The sequence below is a fragment of the Actinopolyspora xinjiangensis genome (assembly GCF_900104475.1).
In the GTDB taxonomy this organism is placed as follows: domain Bacteria; phylum Actinomycetota; class Actinomycetes; order Mycobacteriales; family Pseudonocardiaceae; genus Actinopolyspora; species Actinopolyspora xinjiangensis.
This window is the reverse complement of record NZ_FNJR01000005.1, coordinates 276,937-292,991: the sequence shown is the minus strand read 5'-3', so window position 1 is coordinate 292,991 and position 16,055 is coordinate 276,937. Positions and strand designations below refer to the sequence as shown.

At 69.6% G+C, this 16,055-nt stretch carries 16 protein-coding genes; 3 read left to right on the top strand and 13 right to left on the bottom strand.

The window, feature by feature from the left end; all coding sequences use genetic code 11:
• Positions 1-27 precede the first annotated feature (27 nt).
• The 5 genes from BLQ75_RS10225 to BLQ75_RS10205 all read right to left on the bottom strand — a co-directional run bounded on the left by BLQ75_RS10225 (position 28) and on the right by BLQ75_RS10205 (position 3,337).
• Complete coding sequence (locus tag BLQ75_RS10225; protein ID WP_092600953.1) at positions 28-561, bottom strand: shikimate kinase; 534 nt, start codon at positions 559-561, stop codon at positions 28-30.
• A complete protein-coding gene (gene aroC, locus BLQ75_RS10220; RefSeq protein ID WP_092600951.1) occupies positions 558-1,766 on the bottom strand; it encodes a chorismate synthase in 1,209 nt (402 codons plus the stop codon). The genes BLQ75_RS10225 and aroC overlap by 4 nt, the downstream gene beginning before the upstream one ends.
• 80 nt (positions 1,767-1,846) lie before the next feature.
• Positions 1,847-2,521, bottom strand: coding sequence for a prepilin peptidase (locus BLQ75_RS10215; RefSeq protein WP_092600949.1), 675 nt, complete (start codon positions 2,519-2,521; stop codon positions 1,847-1,849).
• 127 nt (positions 2,522-2,648) lie between these two features.
• Positions 2,649-3,104, bottom strand: coding sequence for a PTS sugar transporter subunit IIA (locus tag BLQ75_RS10210; protein ID WP_092600947.1), 456 nt, complete (start codon positions 3,102-3,104; stop codon positions 2,649-2,651).
• Positions 3,101-3,337 (bottom strand): PTS sugar transporter subunit IIB, encoded by a 237-nt coding sequence (locus BLQ75_RS10205; RefSeq protein ID WP_043574560.1) that lies wholly within the window; start codon positions 3,335-3,337, stop codon positions 3,101-3,103. Before BLQ75_RS10205 ends, BLQ75_RS10210 begins: the two co-directional genes overlap by 4 nt.
• A gap of 307 nt (positions 3,338-3,644) precedes the next feature.
• Here BLQ75_RS10205 and BLQ75_RS10200 point away from each other — a divergent pair, with 307 nt between their 5' ends.
• Together BLQ75_RS10200 and BLQ75_RS10195 are read left to right on the top strand one after the other, a co-directional pair.
• Positions 3,645-4,910, top strand: coding sequence for a PTS transporter subunit EIIC (locus BLQ75_RS10200; RefSeq protein ID WP_092600945.1), 1,266 nt, complete (start codon positions 3,645-3,647; stop codon positions 4,908-4,910).
• Positions 4,911-4,961: 51 nt separating this feature from the next.
• The gene (locus BLQ75_RS10195) at positions 4,962-5,231 is read left to right on the top strand and encodes an HPr family phosphocarrier protein (RefSeq protein WP_043574555.1); all 270 of its coding nucleotides are present in this window, start codon (positions 4,962-4,964) and stop codon (positions 5,229-5,231) included.
• 324 nt (positions 5,232-5,555) lie between these two features.
• On the opposite strand, the gene BLQ75_RS10190 is transcribed toward BLQ75_RS10195, so the two are convergent.
• From BLQ75_RS10190 to BLQ75_RS10165, 6 genes are all read right to left on the bottom strand, one after another.
• Positions 5,556-6,446 (bottom strand): shikimate dehydrogenase, encoded by an 891-nt coding sequence (locus BLQ75_RS10190; protein ID WP_092600943.1) that lies wholly within the window; start codon positions 6,444-6,446, stop codon positions 5,556-5,558.
• Positions 6,447-6,508: 62 nt separating this feature from the next.
• Positions 6,509-7,720, bottom strand: coding sequence for an endolytic transglycosylase MltG (locus BLQ75_RS10185; RefSeq protein ID WP_092600941.1), 1,212 nt, complete (start codon positions 7,718-7,720; stop codon positions 6,509-6,511).
• A gap of 12 nt (positions 7,721-7,732) precedes the next feature.
• Entirely contained in the window at positions 7,733-8,227 is a 495-nt protein-coding gene (gene ruvX / locus BLQ75_RS10180) for a Holliday junction resolvase RuvX (protein WP_092600939.1), read from the bottom strand.
• Positions 8,224-10,902 carry an alanine--tRNA ligase gene (alaS, locus tag BLQ75_RS10175; RefSeq protein WP_092600937.1) on the bottom strand — a complete coding sequence of 893 codons (2,679 nt, stop codon included), beginning with the start codon at positions 10,900-10,902 and terminating at the stop codon, positions 8,224-8,226. The genes ruvX and alaS overlap by 4 nt, the downstream gene beginning before the upstream one ends.
• A gap of 85 nt (positions 10,903-10,987) precedes the next feature.
• Positions 10,988-11,344: a hypothetical protein gene (locus tag BLQ75_RS10170; RefSeq protein ID WP_092600935.1), complete on the bottom strand. Its 357-nt coding sequence runs from the start codon at positions 11,342-11,344 to the stop codon at positions 10,988-10,990.
• Positions 11,341-11,745: a DUF948 domain-containing protein gene (locus tag BLQ75_RS10165; RefSeq protein WP_092600933.1), complete on the bottom strand. Its 405-nt coding sequence runs from the start codon at positions 11,743-11,745 to the stop codon at positions 11,341-11,343. Before BLQ75_RS10165 ends, BLQ75_RS10170 begins: the two co-directional genes overlap by 4 nt.
• Positions 11,746-12,192: 447 nt before the next feature.
• On the opposite strand from BLQ75_RS10165, the gene BLQ75_RS10160 reads away from it, so the two are divergent.
• Positions 12,193-13,308: a hypothetical protein gene (locus tag BLQ75_RS10160; RefSeq protein ID WP_244515411.1), complete on the top strand. Its 1,116-nt coding sequence runs from the start codon at positions 12,193-12,195 to the stop codon at positions 13,306-13,308.
• Between the two features lie 54 nt (positions 13,309-13,362).
• Here the strand turns inward: BLQ75_RS10160 and BLQ75_RS10155 are convergent, their stop codons facing one another.
• Positions 13,363-14,328: a 2-hydroxyacid dehydrogenase gene (locus BLQ75_RS10155; RefSeq protein WP_092600929.1), complete on the bottom strand. Its 966-nt coding sequence runs from the start codon at positions 14,326-14,328 to the stop codon at positions 13,363-13,365.
• Positions 14,329-14,623: 295 nt separating this feature from the next.
• Positions 14,624-15,997: a replication-associated recombination protein A gene (locus BLQ75_RS10150; RefSeq protein WP_092601096.1), complete on the bottom strand. Its 1,374-nt coding sequence runs from the start codon at positions 15,995-15,997 to the stop codon at positions 14,624-14,626.
• Between the last annotated feature and the right edge of the window lie 58 nt (positions 15,998-16,055).

Genomic DNA, 16,055 nt, shown 5'->3' with positions numbered 1-16,055 from the left:
GCTCCCCCGGCGAGGGGGACGCCCGGATCACTCCCCGGCGGAGCTCCCGGTGTCCGCGCCGTCGAGGCGCTCCAGCAGGTGCTCGACGACCTCGGCCGGGGCGGATTCGTCGGTGTCGATCTCCCAGTCCGCGACCTCGCGGTACAGCGGAAGCCGTTCCCGCAACAGCGCCTGGAACGTGGACCGGGGGTTCACCCCGGTGAGCAGCGGTCTGGGCGCGGAGAGACCGGTTCGCCGCACCCCCTCGGCGACACCCACCGACAGGAACGCCACCGGATGGGCGGCCAGCAGCGAGCGGTTCCGCTCGACAGTCACCGCACCCCCACCCAGCGCCAGCACGCCGTGGTGCTCGGCCAGCGCGGTGGCGATGGCACGGCTCTCCAGTTCCCGGAACGCCTCTTCGCCCTCGTGGGTGAAGATCTCCGGTATCGTCCTGCCCGCCAGCGCCTCGACGTCGGTGTCCGTGTCGCGGAACGCCGTCCCGAGACGTTCGGCGAGCAACCGCCCCACGGCGGTCTTGCCCGCTCCGGGGGGTCCGATGATGACCACTCGCGGGCTCATGGGCTCCCCTCCCGCGCCTCGGCTCGCTCGGTGAGCGCCGCGAGATAGCCCCGCACGTTGCGCCGGGTCTCCCCGAGGGAGTCCCCGCCGAACTTTTCCAGCACGGCCTGGGCCAGCACCAGCGCGACCATGGTCTCGGCCACCACCGCCGCGCGGGGCACGGCCGTGATGTCCGAGCGCTGGTGCATGGCCTGCGCCTGCTCGCCGGTGCGCACGTCGATCGTGGACAGCGCGCGGGGCAGGCTGGAGATCGGCTTCTTGGCCGCGCGCACGACCAACGGCTCCCCGTTGGTGATGCCGCCCTCCAGGCCTCCGGCCCGGTTGCTGGCACGGTGCACCCAGTTCGGTCCGGCGGCGGGGTAGAGCTCGTCGTGGGCCGCGCTGCCCCGGCGGCGCGCGTTGGCGAACGCGTCCCCGATCTCCACACCCTTGACGGCCTGGATGCTCATCAGGGCCTGGGCCAGCCTGGAGTCGAGCTTGCGGTCCCAGTGCACGTGCGAACCGATGCCGGGGGGCAGCCCGTGGACGACCACCTCGACCACGCCGCCCAGGGTGTCGCCCTCGGACTTGGCGGACTCCACCTCGGCCATCATGCGTTCGGTGGCCTGCTCACCGAAGGCGCGTACCGGGTTCTCGTCGATGGTGGGCAGGTCGGCCGCCGTGGGCAGTGCGTCCTGTGTGGCGTCCACATCCCCCAGCGAGACGACGTGGCTGACCAGCTCCACGCCGAGCAACTGACTCAGGAAGTGACGCGCGACGGTTCCCACGGCCACCCTGGCTGCCGTTTCCCTGGCGCTCGCCCGTTCCAGCACGGGGCGGGACTCGTCGAAGTCGTACTTCTGCATTCCCGGCAGATCGGCGTGCCCGGGCCGGGGCCGCGTCAGCGGTTCGTTGCGGGCCAGCGAGGACAGCACTTCCGGATCGACCGGGTCGGCGGCCATCACCTGCTGCCACTTGGGCCATTCGGTGTTGCCGATCCGCACGGCCACCGGTCCCCCCTGGGTGAGGCCGTGTCGGATACCACCGATCACCTCGAGTTCGTCGGATTCGAAGTTCATCCGGGGACTGCGGCCGAACCCGAGCTTACGACGCTCGAGCTGGGCGTTGATGTCCTCGGTGGTGACCTCGACACCGGCCACCATTCCTTCCAAAACTCCCACCAGAGCGGGACCGTGTGATTCCCCGGCGGTCATCCAGCGCAGCACGTCCGCGATCCTGCCACGGGGTCCTCCGTTCCGGGCAGCCCGGGTGGCGGAGTATGTCGGGTTCCCACCACCCGCGCACCTCAGCCCCCGAAGCGCTCGGGAACGAGCAGCGCGGGCGACGCCGTCACCAGCCAGGCGGGCAGCAGCATCGCCGGGCCGTGCGGCAACCGGAGCCGCAGGGTGAGCCCCGCCGCCAGCAGCGTGAGCAGTGCCGCCGCGAACATCACCACCGGCACGGCCACCGGAGCCACCGCTCCCAGCGGCAGGCCGAGCACGAAGGCCAGCTTCACGTCCCCGCCACCCAGCAGTCGCGGACGCGTCGAACGCACCAGGGCGTAACCGCCGCCGAACAGCAACGAGCCGAGGAGGGCGCTCCACAGCGCCCCGTACCTCCCCGTGGCCACCGCCCAGCAGGACAGCGCGGTCAACAGGGGTGCGGGTGCGCTCAGCGTCAACCGGTCCGGCAGTCTCGCCTCGGTCAGGTCGCAGGCGGCCAGCGTCACGGCGAACCACCCCAGCACCGCAGGAACCGGTGCCCACCGGACGGTGAGAACACCGCAGCCGAGGGCCGGGGCCAGTGACGCCCACAGCACCGCGAGTGCCGAGCGGCACGGCGCGAGGCGGACCGCTCCCCGCTCGTACGTCGCGTCGGCCGCGAGCCGGGCGCAGCGCGCACCCGCCGACCATCCGAGCAGGAAGAGCACCGCGGTCGCCGCGGCGACCGGTACCAACGTGGTGAGCGAACTCCGGAACACGACCGCATCCTCGGAGCCCGCTCGCCGAGTCGCCCGTGAGGTCGCCGGACCTCCTCGGCGTGTCGGGACTCGCGCCCGCGAACCGGACGCGAATCCCGGTCACCGGCCCGCGGCGACCCGGTCCGCGTCACGAGTCCACGGTGAACAGCGGATCCCCGCCGCTGACCCGGGCGTCGTCGGCTATGTCCGACAGTGCCTCCTGGCCGACATCCAGCACCACCACGGGGCACACCGAGGAGTAGCCCTGCTGCTCGACCTCGGTGGGGTTCCAGGTGACGACCGGCTGACCCGCCGTCACACGCTCCCCCTTGGCGGCGTGGAGCGTGAATCCCGCACCTTCGAGCTTGACGGTGTCGATTCCCAGGTGCACCAGCACGGCCTTGCCGTCGTCGGTGGAGACGACGAAGGCGTGCGGGTGCAGCGTCGAGAGGGTTCCCTCGACCGGGGCCACGGCTTCCGAGCTACCGCCGCTCGGCTTGACCGCCACTCCCGGCCCCACCATCGCCTGCGAGAAGACCGGGTCCGGCACCTCGCTGATCGGCGCCGCCAGACCCGTTACCGGACTGAGTACCTGAATGCTCACAACAAATCCTCGATATCGCTCGCGATGGTGTCCGCCTCCGGACCCACCACGACCTGGACGACCGTGCCCTGCTGCATCACGCCGTGCGCGCCCGCCTTCTTCAGCGCGGGCTCGTCGACCTTGCCGCCGTCCTCCAGTTCGCAACGGAGCCGCGTAATGCACGGCTCGATCTCGACGACGTTGCCCTGACCACCCAGGGCGGCCAGAATCGCCGCAGCCTTGTCATCAGCCACCGAAATCCTCCACCTTCGATCACTCGCGCGTCGAGTGTTGTGCCCACAGCTAACCACGCCGTCCCGGCTGCGTCCGATGTCGAACCGGCAACGAATCCGCCACCCGCTTGACACTCGTTCACCTGGAGGCGCAAGGTTCCCTCCAACTGGTTTAGACCTTACCGTACCAACCGCCAGGCGACGGTACGAGTGACTCGGCGGACAGTGAGCGACAGGTGTGCCCGACCCCGACCGGCACCACCGGAGCGTACTGGCCGCGACGCGTCGAAACCGTTCCAACGCACCGGTGTATCCCAGGAGGTACTCGATGAGCACCAGCGCCAGCCCGTCCTCGGGCGGCAGCAAGGCCTTCGCTCAGCTACAGCGGCTCGGCAAGAGCCTGATGCTCCCCATCGCCGTACTCCCCGCGGCGGCACTGCTGCTCCGCCTGGGGCAGAAGGACCTGATCGGCGCCATCCCCGGCCTGGCCGAAGTCGGCAGCGTCATCAGCTCCGCGGGCGGGGCGTTGTTCGACAACCTGCCACTGCTGTTCGCGATCGGCGTGGCGATCGGGTTCGCGCGCAAGGCCGACGGATCCACCGCCCTGGCCGGAGCGGTGGGATACCTGGTTCTCGCCGGGGTGCTGTACCAGATGACCGGCACCGAGGGCGAGACCGTCTACAACAAGGGCCCCTACGGGGTGCTGGGCGGCATCATCGCGGGGCTGGTGGCAGCCGGCCTGTGGCAGCGCTTCCACCGGATCAAGCTGCCCTCCTACCTGGGCTTCTTCGGTGGAAGGCGCTTCGTGCCCATCATCACCTCGGTGGTCATGCTGGTCATCGGTGTGCTGCTCGGGATCGTCTTCCCCTACTTCGACCAGGCGCTGACGGGCTTCAGTGAGGCGGTCACCGGCAGCGCCGTGGTGGGCGGCGGAATCTACGGCGTGGTCAACCGACTGCTGCTGCCGATCGGCCTGCACCACATCCCGAACGCCATCCTGTGGTTCAGCACCGGCGAGTACCAGGGCACGCAGGGCGACATCAACCGGTTCTTCGAGGGCGACCCCACGGCGGGCACCTTCATGACCGGGTTCTTCCCCATCTTCATGTTCGCGCTGCCCGCCGCGGCGCTGGCGATCTACCACTCCGCCAAGCCGTCACAGCGCAAGCTGGTCGGCGGTATCATGTTCTCCACGGGACTGACCGCCTTCCTGACCGGTGTCACCGAACCGCTGGAGTTCTCGTTCATCTTCGTGGCTTGGCCGCTGCTGATCGTGCACGCCATCCTGACGGGGACCTCGTTGGCCCTGGTCAACGCGCTGGACATCCATCACGGTTTCGGTTTCTCGGCGGGAGCCATCGACTACCTGCTCAACTTCGGAATCGCGCAGAAGGCGCTGTGGTTGATACCGATCGGGTTGGTCTACGCCGTCATCTACTACTTCCTGTTCCGGATCATCATCACGAAGATGAACCTGCCGACGCCGGGCAGGGAGGAGGACACGGAAACCGAACAGTCGGACTCCGAGGCCGGCTCGGTCACCACCGGTTCGTCCGGGAGTGCCGATTCGGCGGCGAGCGGGAACAAGACCTGATCCCCGCTGGAGAGCGAGGACCGACAGGCAACGACGAGAACGGACGAGGAGATGCCTGAACGACACGTCACCGTCGCGAGCAAGGTAGGGCTGCACGCACGGCCCGCGGCCCTGCTGGCCAAGGAGGCGGCCGCGCAATCGGTGAAGATCACCATCCGCAAGCAGGAGACGGAGCCGGTCGAGGCCGCCAGCATCCTGGGACTGATGACACTGGGGGCCGCGTACGGCGACGAAGTCGTGCTGGCCGCCGACGGCGAGGGCGCCGACGACGCGCTGGACCGCATCGCTGAGCTCGTGGGCAGCGAGCTGGACGGTTCCTGAACGAACCGCGGTGGCTCGGTGGTGGGCCGGCCCGCGAACCTCTCGCGAGCCCTCGCCGCCGGTAGGGCCCGACGTCGGGCGGATGTGCACGACGCCGGGCCTGAGAGCACGCGCGGCGGGGGTCGGAGTTCGGCGCCGGATCCGCGCTCGTCGCGGTGACGAACGCGGGAGATACCGGGCACCGGAAATCCTGAAAAACCCGTCACACCAGGCTGTGGGCCGGTTCTCGCACGGTGGAGGGCCGGCCCACTTCTCGCGCCAAGACCTCGCGGGACCGCCCCTCCGGGGAAGAGCCGGAGGCACGTTCACCACGGGGCCGATCGCTCACCGCAACGGGAGCGGCACCCCGCCACCGGTGGCTTCGGACAACGCGTCCCGCATCGCCGCTCGCGGCGCGGAAACCCCCGTGAACAACTCGACCTGGCCGAACGACTGGTGCAGCAGCATGTCCAGCCCGGTGGCCAACCGACCGCCCACGGCGTGCACCGCCTCGGCCAACGGTGTCGGCCAGGGGTGGTAGACCACGTCCAGCACGCAACCGGCCTTCGCCAGCTCGTGAGCGTACCCGTCCACCGCCCCGGCCGGCAGCGTGGAGACCACCACGTCGGCGGCAGCGGCGGCCTCGGCCAGGTCCAACGACCCCAGCGCCCGCGCCTCGGCACGCACCCCGACACGTTCGGCCGTCGCCAGCGCGGCCCCGGCACGCGCGGGATCCCGCACCGCCAGGGTCACCGTCCGCACCTCCAGTTCCGCGAAGGCCGCGAGCACCGCCAGGGCGGTACCCCCCGCGCCGAGTACCAGCCCGGTACCCGCTCCCGGAGCACCGCCACGGAAACCACCGGCCCCGCGCAACGCACCGGAAACGCCGTCGACATCGGTGCAGTCGGCGTACCACCCGCCTTCGGAGCACCGGACCAGCGTGTTGGCGGCACCGACAGCGACGGCACGCTCACTGCTCTCCGAGGCCAGTTCCAGCGCCGCGTGCTTGCCCGGCATCGTCACCGACAACCCGCGCCAGTCGGGACCGAGCTCACCGACCAGTTCCCGTAATCCTTCCGCGTCCCGTTCGACGCGCTGGTACGACCAGTCGCGCAGGCCGAGCGCCGCGTAGGCGGCGCCGTGCAGCACCGGGGAGAGCGAGTGCTCCACCGGCGACCCCACCACCCCGGCCCTGGCCGCACGCGGCCCCACCGACTCGGGTGACTGAGCTGACATTCCCGAAAGCTCCCCTCGGAACCGGACTCTCGTACGAACGACGCGGACCGCGCGGGCGAACGTCAGACGCCGTTGCGGTCGGCCTTCTGCTGGGCCTTCTTGTGCTGCTCGAACGTCTCGGAGAAGCACGAGGTGCCGTCCTTGTGGCACTTGACGAAGTACTTCCAGTCACCTTCGGCGGGATTGGCAGCCGCCTTGATGGCCGCCGTGCTGGGCGCGGAGATCGGCGTGGGGGGCAGGCCGGACCTGTCGTAGGTGTTGTACGGCCCCTTCCTCGCCCTGTCCTCGTCGTCGGTGTAGAGCTGCGGATCCTCCAGCACGTAGTTGATCGTCGAATCGAGCTCCAACCGCATGTCGATCGCCAGTCGGTTCTCGATCACGCGGGCGACCTTGTCGAAGTCTTCCGTGATGCCCTCGCTCTGCACCAGCGAGGCGATCCTGATCAGCTCGTAGCGCGAGTGGCCGGTATCGGAGGCGAGCTTCGACAACCCCACGGCCCGCATCTTGCCGAAGGACTCCTCCAGCACCGAGCGCAGGATCTCCACCGGAGCGGCCGTGGGTTCCACGTGGTAGATGCCCGGCAGGATGAGTCCCTCCAGCCGTCGCCTGGGATGGGGAACGTCCGAGATCCCCTCGGCGGCCCAGTCCGGGACACCGAGCTCGGACAGCGGTGCCCGGGTGGCGACCTCGGTCATCCGCTCCCCGTCGACGCATCCGGACGACTCCTCTCCCCCGGTGCAGGTGACCTCCGCCAGCCGGGTGAGGATTCCCTTCTTCACCTTCCCGCCCGGGAGATTGTGGTCGGCGAGCTGCATACCGCCGCGGATCTCCACCCTGCCGGCTCTGGCCTCGTCGGAGACGATGCGTCGCACGGCCGCCTCACCGGACATCTTGGCCCGCATCAGGTAGAAGCCCGGTTGGATCCCGGTGATCTCGCTGTTGTCCTCCGCCGCCTCGACGAAGGCCTTGGCCGAGGCGACCACGTCCCGCTCCGAGAGCGTGGTGGCGATGGCACTGGTCGTGTCGCCCCGCTGGACCTCGATGACGACCTGCCCCTCGCCGCCCCCCTCGTAGTCCTCGTAGCCGCCGAGCCGAAGCAGCTGCAACAAGCCGTAGCAGGCACCGCCGACGACGATCAGCAGCACCAGGACTCCGGAGGACGCCGTGACGACACGGCGACGTCGCCTGCGCTGCAGCCGCTCACGTTCCTGCTTGCGACCACCGCGCGGCGTCTCTCCAGCGTCATCGGTGAACAGGCCCAGATCATCGTTCACGCCGGGGTCCTCTCATTCGCTCCGGGCACGTGCGTCGAGCCAGGACTGCAGGATCTCGACGGCGGCCGCCTGATCCACCACGTCCCGTTGACGCCTACCACGGATTCCGCGGTCGGACAGCATCCGAGTGGCCGTGACCGTGGTGAGTCGCTCGTCACTGAGTCTCACCGGAACGTCACCGGTCCTGGCGTCGAGCGCGTCGGAGTAGGAACGCGCCATGTCGGCCGCCGGACCGTGCCTGCCCGCCAGGGTCACCGGCAGGCCGACGACTATCTCGACCACCTCGTACTCGCGCACCAGCTCGGCGAGGCGGTCGAGATCCGACTTGCGCGACTTGTCGCGCTTGAGCGTGGTCAGCGGGCTGGCGAGGATGGGCGCCGGGTCGCTGACCGCGACCCCCACCCTGGCTTCCCCCACGTCCACGCAGATGCGCCTGCCCGGTCCCGGATCCGCCCGGCCACCGGAGCCCGCGTCGTTGGCCTCGGTTTCGGACCGTTCGGGGTTCACGCCCGTGCCACCACCTGCTCCAGCTCCTTGCGCAACGCCTCGATCGCGGTGTCGATGCCCGACGGGTCGGACCCGCCGCCCTGGGCCATCTCGGCCTTTCCACCACCGCGTCCCCCGATGTGCGCGGCGAAAGAGGGCACCAGTTCACCCGCTGCCACGCCCCGGTCCTGAGCACCCGGGCTGACAGCCACCACGAAACCGACCTTGGAAGTCTCCGGGTCCGCCGAGAACAGCGCCACGACCGCGGGGCGCGAGCCCAGCTTACCGCGAACCTCACCCGTCAGGGCCCGCAGCGACTTGCCGTCCACCCCGTCGGCCACGCGCACGGCCACCAGGTTGACGCCGCCCACGTCCACGGAGTTGTCGGCCAGTTCGCCTGCGGACTGCAGCACCTTGGCCACCCGCAGCTGCTTGAGCTCCTTCTCGGCGTCCCGCAACCGCGTGACCATGTTGTCGATGCGCTCGGGCAGGTCCTCGGCCCGGACCTTGAACCTGTCGGCGAGCTCGTTGACGAGCATGTGCTCCTTGCTGATGTAGCGCATCGCGTCCATGCCGACCAGGGCCTCGACGCGGTGCACCCCGGAACCGACCGAGGAGTCGTTGACCAGCTTGACCACCCCGAGCTGCCCGATGCTGCCGACGTGGGTGCCACCGCACAGCTCGCGGGAGTAGTCACCCATGTCGATCACTCGGACCCGGTCGCCGTACTTCTCCCCGAACAGCGCCACCGCACCGAGCTCCATGGCGCGGTCCATCGAGGTGGTGTAGGAACTCACCTCGACGTCCTGCTGCAGGTACTCGTTGACCTCCTCCTCGACACCGCCGAGCACCGTCCCCGAGACCGCCGAGGGGGCGGTGAAGTCGAACCGCATCCGCCCTGGAGAGTTCAACGAACCGGCCTGGGCGGCCCGCTTGCCGTAGGCGTTGCGCACCGCCGCGTGGACCAGGTGCGTCGCCGAGTGCGAACGGGCGATGGCGTGCCTGCGCTCCGCGTCGACGCTGGCCTCCAGGCGGGTGTCGACCGCGACCTCTCCTCCGAGCACCTTGGCCCGGTGCACGGACAATCCCGGCACCGCCTGCTGCACGTCGGTGATCTCCAGCTCCACACCGGGACCGACCAGCCTGCCGGTGTCGGCGATCTGCCCACCGCCCTCGGCGTAGAAGGGCGTGCGGTCGAGGACAAGCTCGACCTGGCTCCCCTCACCCGCGACCGGCACCGGGGCGCCGTCCCGCAGCAGTCCGAGCACCCGGCTCGTCGCCTGGAGGTCGGTGTAACCGATGAACTCGGTCGCGCCGTGCTCGTCGAGCAGGTTCCGGTAGGTGGACAGATCACCGTGCGCGGTCTTGCGCGAACGCGCGTCCTCCTTGGCGCGCTGGCGCTGCTGCTCCATGAGCTCACGGAAGCCCTGCTCGTCGACCGAGAGGCCGCGTTCGGCCGCCATCTCCAGCGTCAGGTCGATCGGGAACCCGTAGGTGTCGTGGAGCTGGAAGGCCTTGGAACCGGGAAGCTGGTTCGAGCCCTTCTCGCGGGTCCGCTCGACGGCGGTGTCGAAGATCCGGGACCCGGCGGAAAGGGTGCCGAGAAAAGCCTCCTCCTCGTTGCGGATCACCGAGTCGATGCGGTCGAAGTCGGTGGCGAGCTCGGGGTAGCCCGGTGACATCGCGTCCCGGACGACCTTGGTGAACTCCCCGAGCACCGGTTCGTGCACCCCCAGCAGCCTGGTGGAGCGCACCACGCGGCGCAGCAGTCGCCGCAGCACGTAACCGCGCGTCTCGTTGCTGGGGGTGACCCCGTCGGAGACCAGCATCATGCCGGAGCGCATGTGGTCGGCGATCACCCGGAACCGCACGTCGTCGGCGTGGTTGTCACCGTAGTGCTTGCCCGAGAACTCCTCGGCCTTGGCGATCACGGGCCGCACCAGGTCGGTCTCGTAGACGTTCTCCACGCCCTGCAGCAGGCAGGCGACCCGCTCGACGCCCATGCCGGTGTCGATGTTCTTGGTGGGCAGCTCCCCCTGGACCGGGTGCCCGTCCTTGGGGCTCCCCTCGCCCCTGATGTCCTGCATGAACACCAGGTTCCAGATCTCGATGTAGCGGTCCTCGTCGACGACGGGACCGCCCTCCTTGCCGTAGGCGGGACCGCGGTCGTAGTAGATCTCCGAACAGGGGCCGCCGGGACCGGGAACACCCATGTCCCAGTAGTTGTCGTGCGCGTCCCTGCGCTGGATCCGTTCGGGGGGGAGTCCACTGATCCGCTGCCAGAGCCGTTCGGCCTCCGGATCGTGCTCGTAGACGGTCACCCAGATGCGGTCGGGATCGAAACCGAAACCGCCGGAGTCCTGCGAATTGGTGACCAGGCTCCAGGCGTGCTCGATGGCCCCCTCCTTGAAGTAGTCCCCGAAGGAGAAGTTGCCCGCCATCTGGAAGAACGTGTTGTGCCGCGTGGTCTTGCCGACCTCGTCGATGTCGGCGGTGCGCACGCACTTCTGGATGCTCGTGGCACGCGGGTAGGGGGCTGGCGCGTCACCGAGGAAGTAGGGCTTGAACTGCACCATCCCCGCGTTGACGAACAGCAGGTTGGGATCGTCCAGGATCAGCGAGGCGCTGGGGACCACGGTGTGTCCCCTGCCACGGAAGTGCTCGGTGAAACGGTTGTTTATCTCGTGGGTCTGCACGATGGGGTCCTTCTACGCGGATGCGGGCTACCGGCACGGAGCAGGCGGGACACCGGTCGGCGTGAGCGGCGACTCGCGACGAACGTCAGCGCCCCGCCCTACGAGCTCGCCGCCCGTACGAACCGGCTTCCTCGAGCGTTCCGGCCATCCGGGTCACCTGCCGGTTCCCATTCTCCGGCAACGTGACGGTCCTCGGTTCGCGGCCTCCGGTGACGATGCCGGTGCGCTCGGTCACGCTCTCGTGGAGCTCGCGTTCGCGCTCGCTCATCCCCGCGCGCACGTCGGCTCCGAACGAGCCTACCGCCTCCGCCAGTTCCCGAACCGCGTCGCCGAGCTGGTCGGCCACCCCGGCGGGTGTGGCCCTGCGCGCGGTCCGATTCACTTTGCGGCTCAGCGCCACGCCCGCGGCGACACCGGCACCGAGCCAGAACAGACGGCTCACTTACGACCCCCTTTGCGCCTGCGGGAATGCTTGCCCGCGGCCTGTTCGTCACGCTTGCGGCGGGCGCGCAGGGCTTTGCTCACGCCGTAGGTGAAGGCGGCTGACTTCACCAGCGGGCTTCCCAGTGTAGCGGTGAACAGCGAAGACAGTGCGGACACATTGTTGGAGACCGACTGGGCGTTGGCTGTGATGCCGTCAACACGCTCCAACTGCGTGTTCACGTGGTCGAGGGTGGTGTTCGCCCCGGTGAACAGCGGATCGGAGTTCTCCTGCGCCTTGCGGATCGCGTTGGTCGCCTCGTCCAGGGTACGGCCGAGCTTGACCAACGGGATCGCCAGCAGCACGACCAGCAGCACGAAAGCACCTGCTGCGATCAGCGCGGCGATCTCGGTGGGCGTCACGTGTCCTCCCGGTTTCCAGCTGATTCGCGTGCGGCCGTCGTAGCGGTCGCCCCGAAACGACGGCGATGATCGCGGTCAGGCTATCGCGCCGCCGTGCTCGGCGCGTGTGCGGCTTTGCGGCACACTTCGCCGAGCAGGCAGCGGGGGCACCACCAGAGGGAGCCCCAGGTCCGGACCGGGGAGGCGAACGCGGCGCCGGTACCGGCAACATGGCTTCCGTACCCGCTCGAGCCCCCCGGAACGGGAGTGGACGTATCGGGCGAGTGGTGCGAGGGCCCCTACTAGGATCGAGCGCGGGTGCTCGGCGCGAGGGGACTGCCGGCACGATAGATTGCCTGACCGGCCGTGTTGGCACCGCCGGACTAGCACGAGGGGACACGTCGAATGCTCAAGCGGGCCGTATCGGCCGCACTGAGGTCGGGATTCCGCAGCGCACCACTGCCGGTGATGCTTGTGTTCACGTTTCTGCTCGGCACGCTGGCCGGGGTCAGCGCCGGGATCCAGCACGCGACGGCACGCGACCTGCTTCGGGCCGACGGTGCGCAGCGCCTGGTGGTCTCGCCGTTGGACAGCAAGGGCACCATCGGGCAGCTCAACGCCGAGAAGCTGGAGATGATCCGTTCGATTCCCGGTGTCGAGTGGGCGGTCGGGGACTACGTGTCGTCGATCCGAAGCCCCGAGGACAGCCCACTGCCACGGTTCTCGTTGGCGACGCACTCCTGGGGGAGCTACGTCCCGCCGCCGATCACGAGCGGCTCGGTGGTCGACGGGTTGAAACCGGGACAGGTGGTGGTCCCGAGCCACAGCCAGGGAGTGGACTTCACCCGCCACCTCGGTCGCACAGTCCTCTTCGCCTACAGCAGCGAGGCCGAGGACACTCCACCTCCCTCATCCGAGGACGGGGCCGAGCAGGCCGCCGACCTGCAGAGGAAACCGCCGCTGGTCTCGGAGACGATCGAGCTGGAGATCGTGGCCACCTACGACGCCCGCTGGCACGCGGACGGGCCGGAAACCGCCTACCTCTCGCCGGTGACCGCCGCGAAGCTGGCTTCGGCCGCCGACGGCAAGACCGCTTCCCTGCTGCGGATCACCAACGGCGCCGACCGGGTCGGGGTGATGGTCGAGGACTCCCACGACCCGGAGGTGGTGGCCGAGCGGTTGCGCGAGACCGGACTGGGGACCTTCCCACTGCCGCTGCGGGAGCGGAAGATGATCGCCACAGTGGACACCTGGCGCTACATCGCGCTCGGTGGGCTGCTGGTCGGCGCGGCGCTGTTCGGCGTGTTCACCTTCCGGCGGAACCGGGCCGAGGAACCCCTCCCACGGGTGGCCGGCGTCGCCGCCGTCTCCGGCCTGGCGGCGGCGGTTCCCGCGACCGTGCTGGGGATGCTGGGGGCGCTGGCACTGCGGGCCCCGATGGAGGCGTTCCTGGGGCTGCGGATCGACTGGTGGATGCTCGTGCCGAGTCCGGCGTGGATTCTGCTCGGGATGCTGCTGCCCGCGCTCGTCGCGGCGGCGGGCGCCTCGGTGCCCCGGGCGGGACGGCGACAGCTGAGTGCCTGAGCACACCGAGGGGAGCGCCTTTCCCGTCCACGCACCGGGTACCGGGCGGGAGGATCAGCCGTTGACGGGTGAGACCGGGCCACTGCCGTCGAGCACGCCGACCACGTTGCGGGCCGCGAGCACCGCCATGGCGGTACGCGTCTCGCTGGTGGCCGAACCCAGGTGCGGCACCATCACCGCGTTGTCCAGTTCGAGCAGTTCGGGATCCACCTCGGGTTCGTTCTCGAACACGTCCAGTCCGGCACCGGCTATGGTCTCCTCCCGCAGTGCCCGCGCCAGCGCTCGTTCGTCGACCACCGCTCCCCGGCTGGTGTTGACCAGTACGGCCGAGGACTTCATGCGGGACAGGGCGGTCCCGTCGATCAGATGCCTGGTCGAGTCGGTCAACGGGCAGTGCAGCGAGACCACGTCCGAACGCTCCAGCAGCTCCGACATCGGCAGGAAGTCCGCGCCCAACTCGTTCTCGACCTCGGCCTCCACCCGGTTCCTGGCGGTGTAGACGACGTCCATTCCGAAGGCGAGTGCTCGGCGGGCCACCGCACGGCCGATCTGGCCCATCCCCACGATTCCCAACGTCTTGCCCTGCAGCCCGCTACCGAGCATGAACGAGAAGTTCCACGCCCAGGGGGTGCCCGAGCGGATCAATCGTTCTCCCTCGGCGAGTCTGCGGGTGGTCATCAGCAGCAGCCCGAACGTCAGATCCGCCGTGGCGTCGGTGAGTACCCCCGGTGTGTTGGTCAGCAGCACTCCGCGCCGATCCAGCGCCGTCACGTCGACGTTGTCGTAGCCCACGGCGACGTTGGCGACGACGCGCAGCGAGGAGCCCGCCGCGTCGAGCATCTCCCCGTCGACGCGGTCGTGCAGCATGGTGACCACGGCATCGGCGCCGTGCACGGCCTCGTGCAGCTCCGCCGGGGTCATGGCCCGGTCCTGGTCGCACACCCACACCTCACCCGCCGATTCCAGCAGTCGCACCGCCGAATCGGGAATCCGACGGGTCACCAGGATTCGAGGAGTCACTCGTCCGTCCCTTCCTGAACCGACCGCCACTACGGCCGGGCCGTTGACATCGCGTTTCCGCTCGGTCGGGCACGTCCCGGAAACCGGGGCGGCTACCGAAAACCGTCCCGGCGGGAGGCGGACCACCGCGCACGTCCGGCAGGGGCACCGACAGGCGGCACCCCACCACGTGACCGGACCGGCTTCGGATTCTCCCGCGCCGTGAGCCGACCGAACGTCCCGAGGTGCTTCGCCCTCCCGCGAGGCGCCCGACCACGGCCGTGTGGCGGTGAGGAGCGCAGGTCCCGGAAAGGAGTCACTCGGAGCGCGTCCTCGGCTGATCACCGCGTACGATGCCGCGCAGTTTCGGCACGCGGTCCGCCAACGTACGTTCCTCACCGCGACCGCTGGGTTCGTAGTAGTCCCTGCCGACCAGCTGGTCGGGGGGATACTGCTGTTCGAGCACTCCTTCCGGACGGTCGTGCGGGTAGCGGTACCCGATGGCGTTGCCCTGTCGTTCTGCCCCCGCGTAGTGCCCGTCCCGCAGATGCGCGGGCACGGTCCCCGCTCTGCCCGCTCGGACGTCGGCCAACGCCTCGTCGATCGCGGTGATGACAGCGTTGGACTTCGGCGCGGTCGCCAGGTGCACAGTGGTCTGCGCGAGTGCCAGCCTGCCCTCCGGCATACCGATGAACTGGACCGCCTGACTGGTGGCGACGGCGCTCTGCAACGCGGTGGGATCGGCCATTCCCACGTCCTCGCTGGCGTGCACCACCAGCCTGCGAGCGATGAACCGCGGGTCCTCGCCCGCCTCGATCATCCTGGCCAGGTAGTGCAGCGCGGCGTCCACGTCCGATCCCCGGATGGACTTGATGAACGCGCTCGCGACGTCGTAGTGCTGGTCACCGTCGCGGTCGTAGCGCACGGCCGCCTTGTCCACGGTCGCCTCGACCGTGGACAGATCGATGGTGTCCGCGCCGGTGGCCGCCGCCGCTTCGGCCGCCGCTTCCAGCGCCGTCAGCGCGCGACGCGCGTCACCTCCGGCGAGGGAGACCAGGTGCCGCTCGGCTTCCTCCGCCAACCGGAAGGCGCCGTTCAGCCCACGTTGTTCGCGCAACGCGCGCAGCACCAGCTGTTCGACCTCCTGCTCACCGAGCGGTCGCAGCTGCAGCACCAACGAGCGCGAAAGCAGCGGTGAGACCACGGAGAACGAGGGATTCTCGGTGGTGGCCGCCACCAACAGCACCGTGCGATCCTCGACCGCCGACAGCAGCGCGTCCTGCTGGGTCTTGGAGAACCGGTGGACCTCGTCGATGAACAGCACGGTGGCCTCACCCGAGTGACCGAGCCTGCGGCGCGCCTCCTCTATCACGCCGCGTACCTCCTTGACCCCCGCCGACAGGGCGGACAGCGCCACGAAGCGGCGGCCCGTCGCCTGCGAGACCAGTCCCGCCAGCGTGGTCTTGCCGGTACCCGGCGGCCCGTGCAACAGCACCGAGGCGGGTGCGGCTCCCTCCACGAGACGTCGCAGCGGGGCGCCCGACCCGAGGAGGTGATCCTGTCCGATGACTTCGTCGAGCGTCCTGGGACGCATCCGCACCGCCAGAGGCGCGTTCTCGGCGAGTCGCCGCTCGGCGCGGTCCTCGGCATCGGCGCCGAACAGGCCGCCGTCGAGCAGACCGCTGTGCAACGAACCGTTGCCGAACAGACCATCAGTCACGTTCCCGACGCTACCCGCGCCGCCCCGC

Bases quoted from the DNA above. Each gene is read 5' to 3' on its own strand.
- BLQ75_RS10225 (WP_092600953.1), bottom strand. From the start codon at position 561: ATGAGCCCGCGAGTGGTCATCATCGGACCCCCCGGAGCGGGCAAGACC.
- BLQ75_RS10200 (WP_092600945.1), top strand. From the start codon at position 3,645: ATGAGCACCAGCGCCAGCCCGTCCTCGGGCGGCAGCAAGGCCTTCGCT.
- BLQ75_RS10195 (WP_043574555.1), top strand. From the start codon at position 4,962: ATGCCTGAACGACACGTCACCGTCGCGAGCAAGGTAGGGCTGCACGCA.
- BLQ75_RS10190 (WP_092600943.1), bottom strand. From the start codon at position 6,446: ATGTCAGCTCAGTCACCCGAGTCGGTGGGGCCGCGTGCGGCCAGGGCC.
- BLQ75_RS10160 (WP_244515411.1), top strand. From the start codon at position 12,193: ATGCTTGTGTTCACGTTTCTGCTCGGCACGCTGGCCGGGGTCAGCGCC.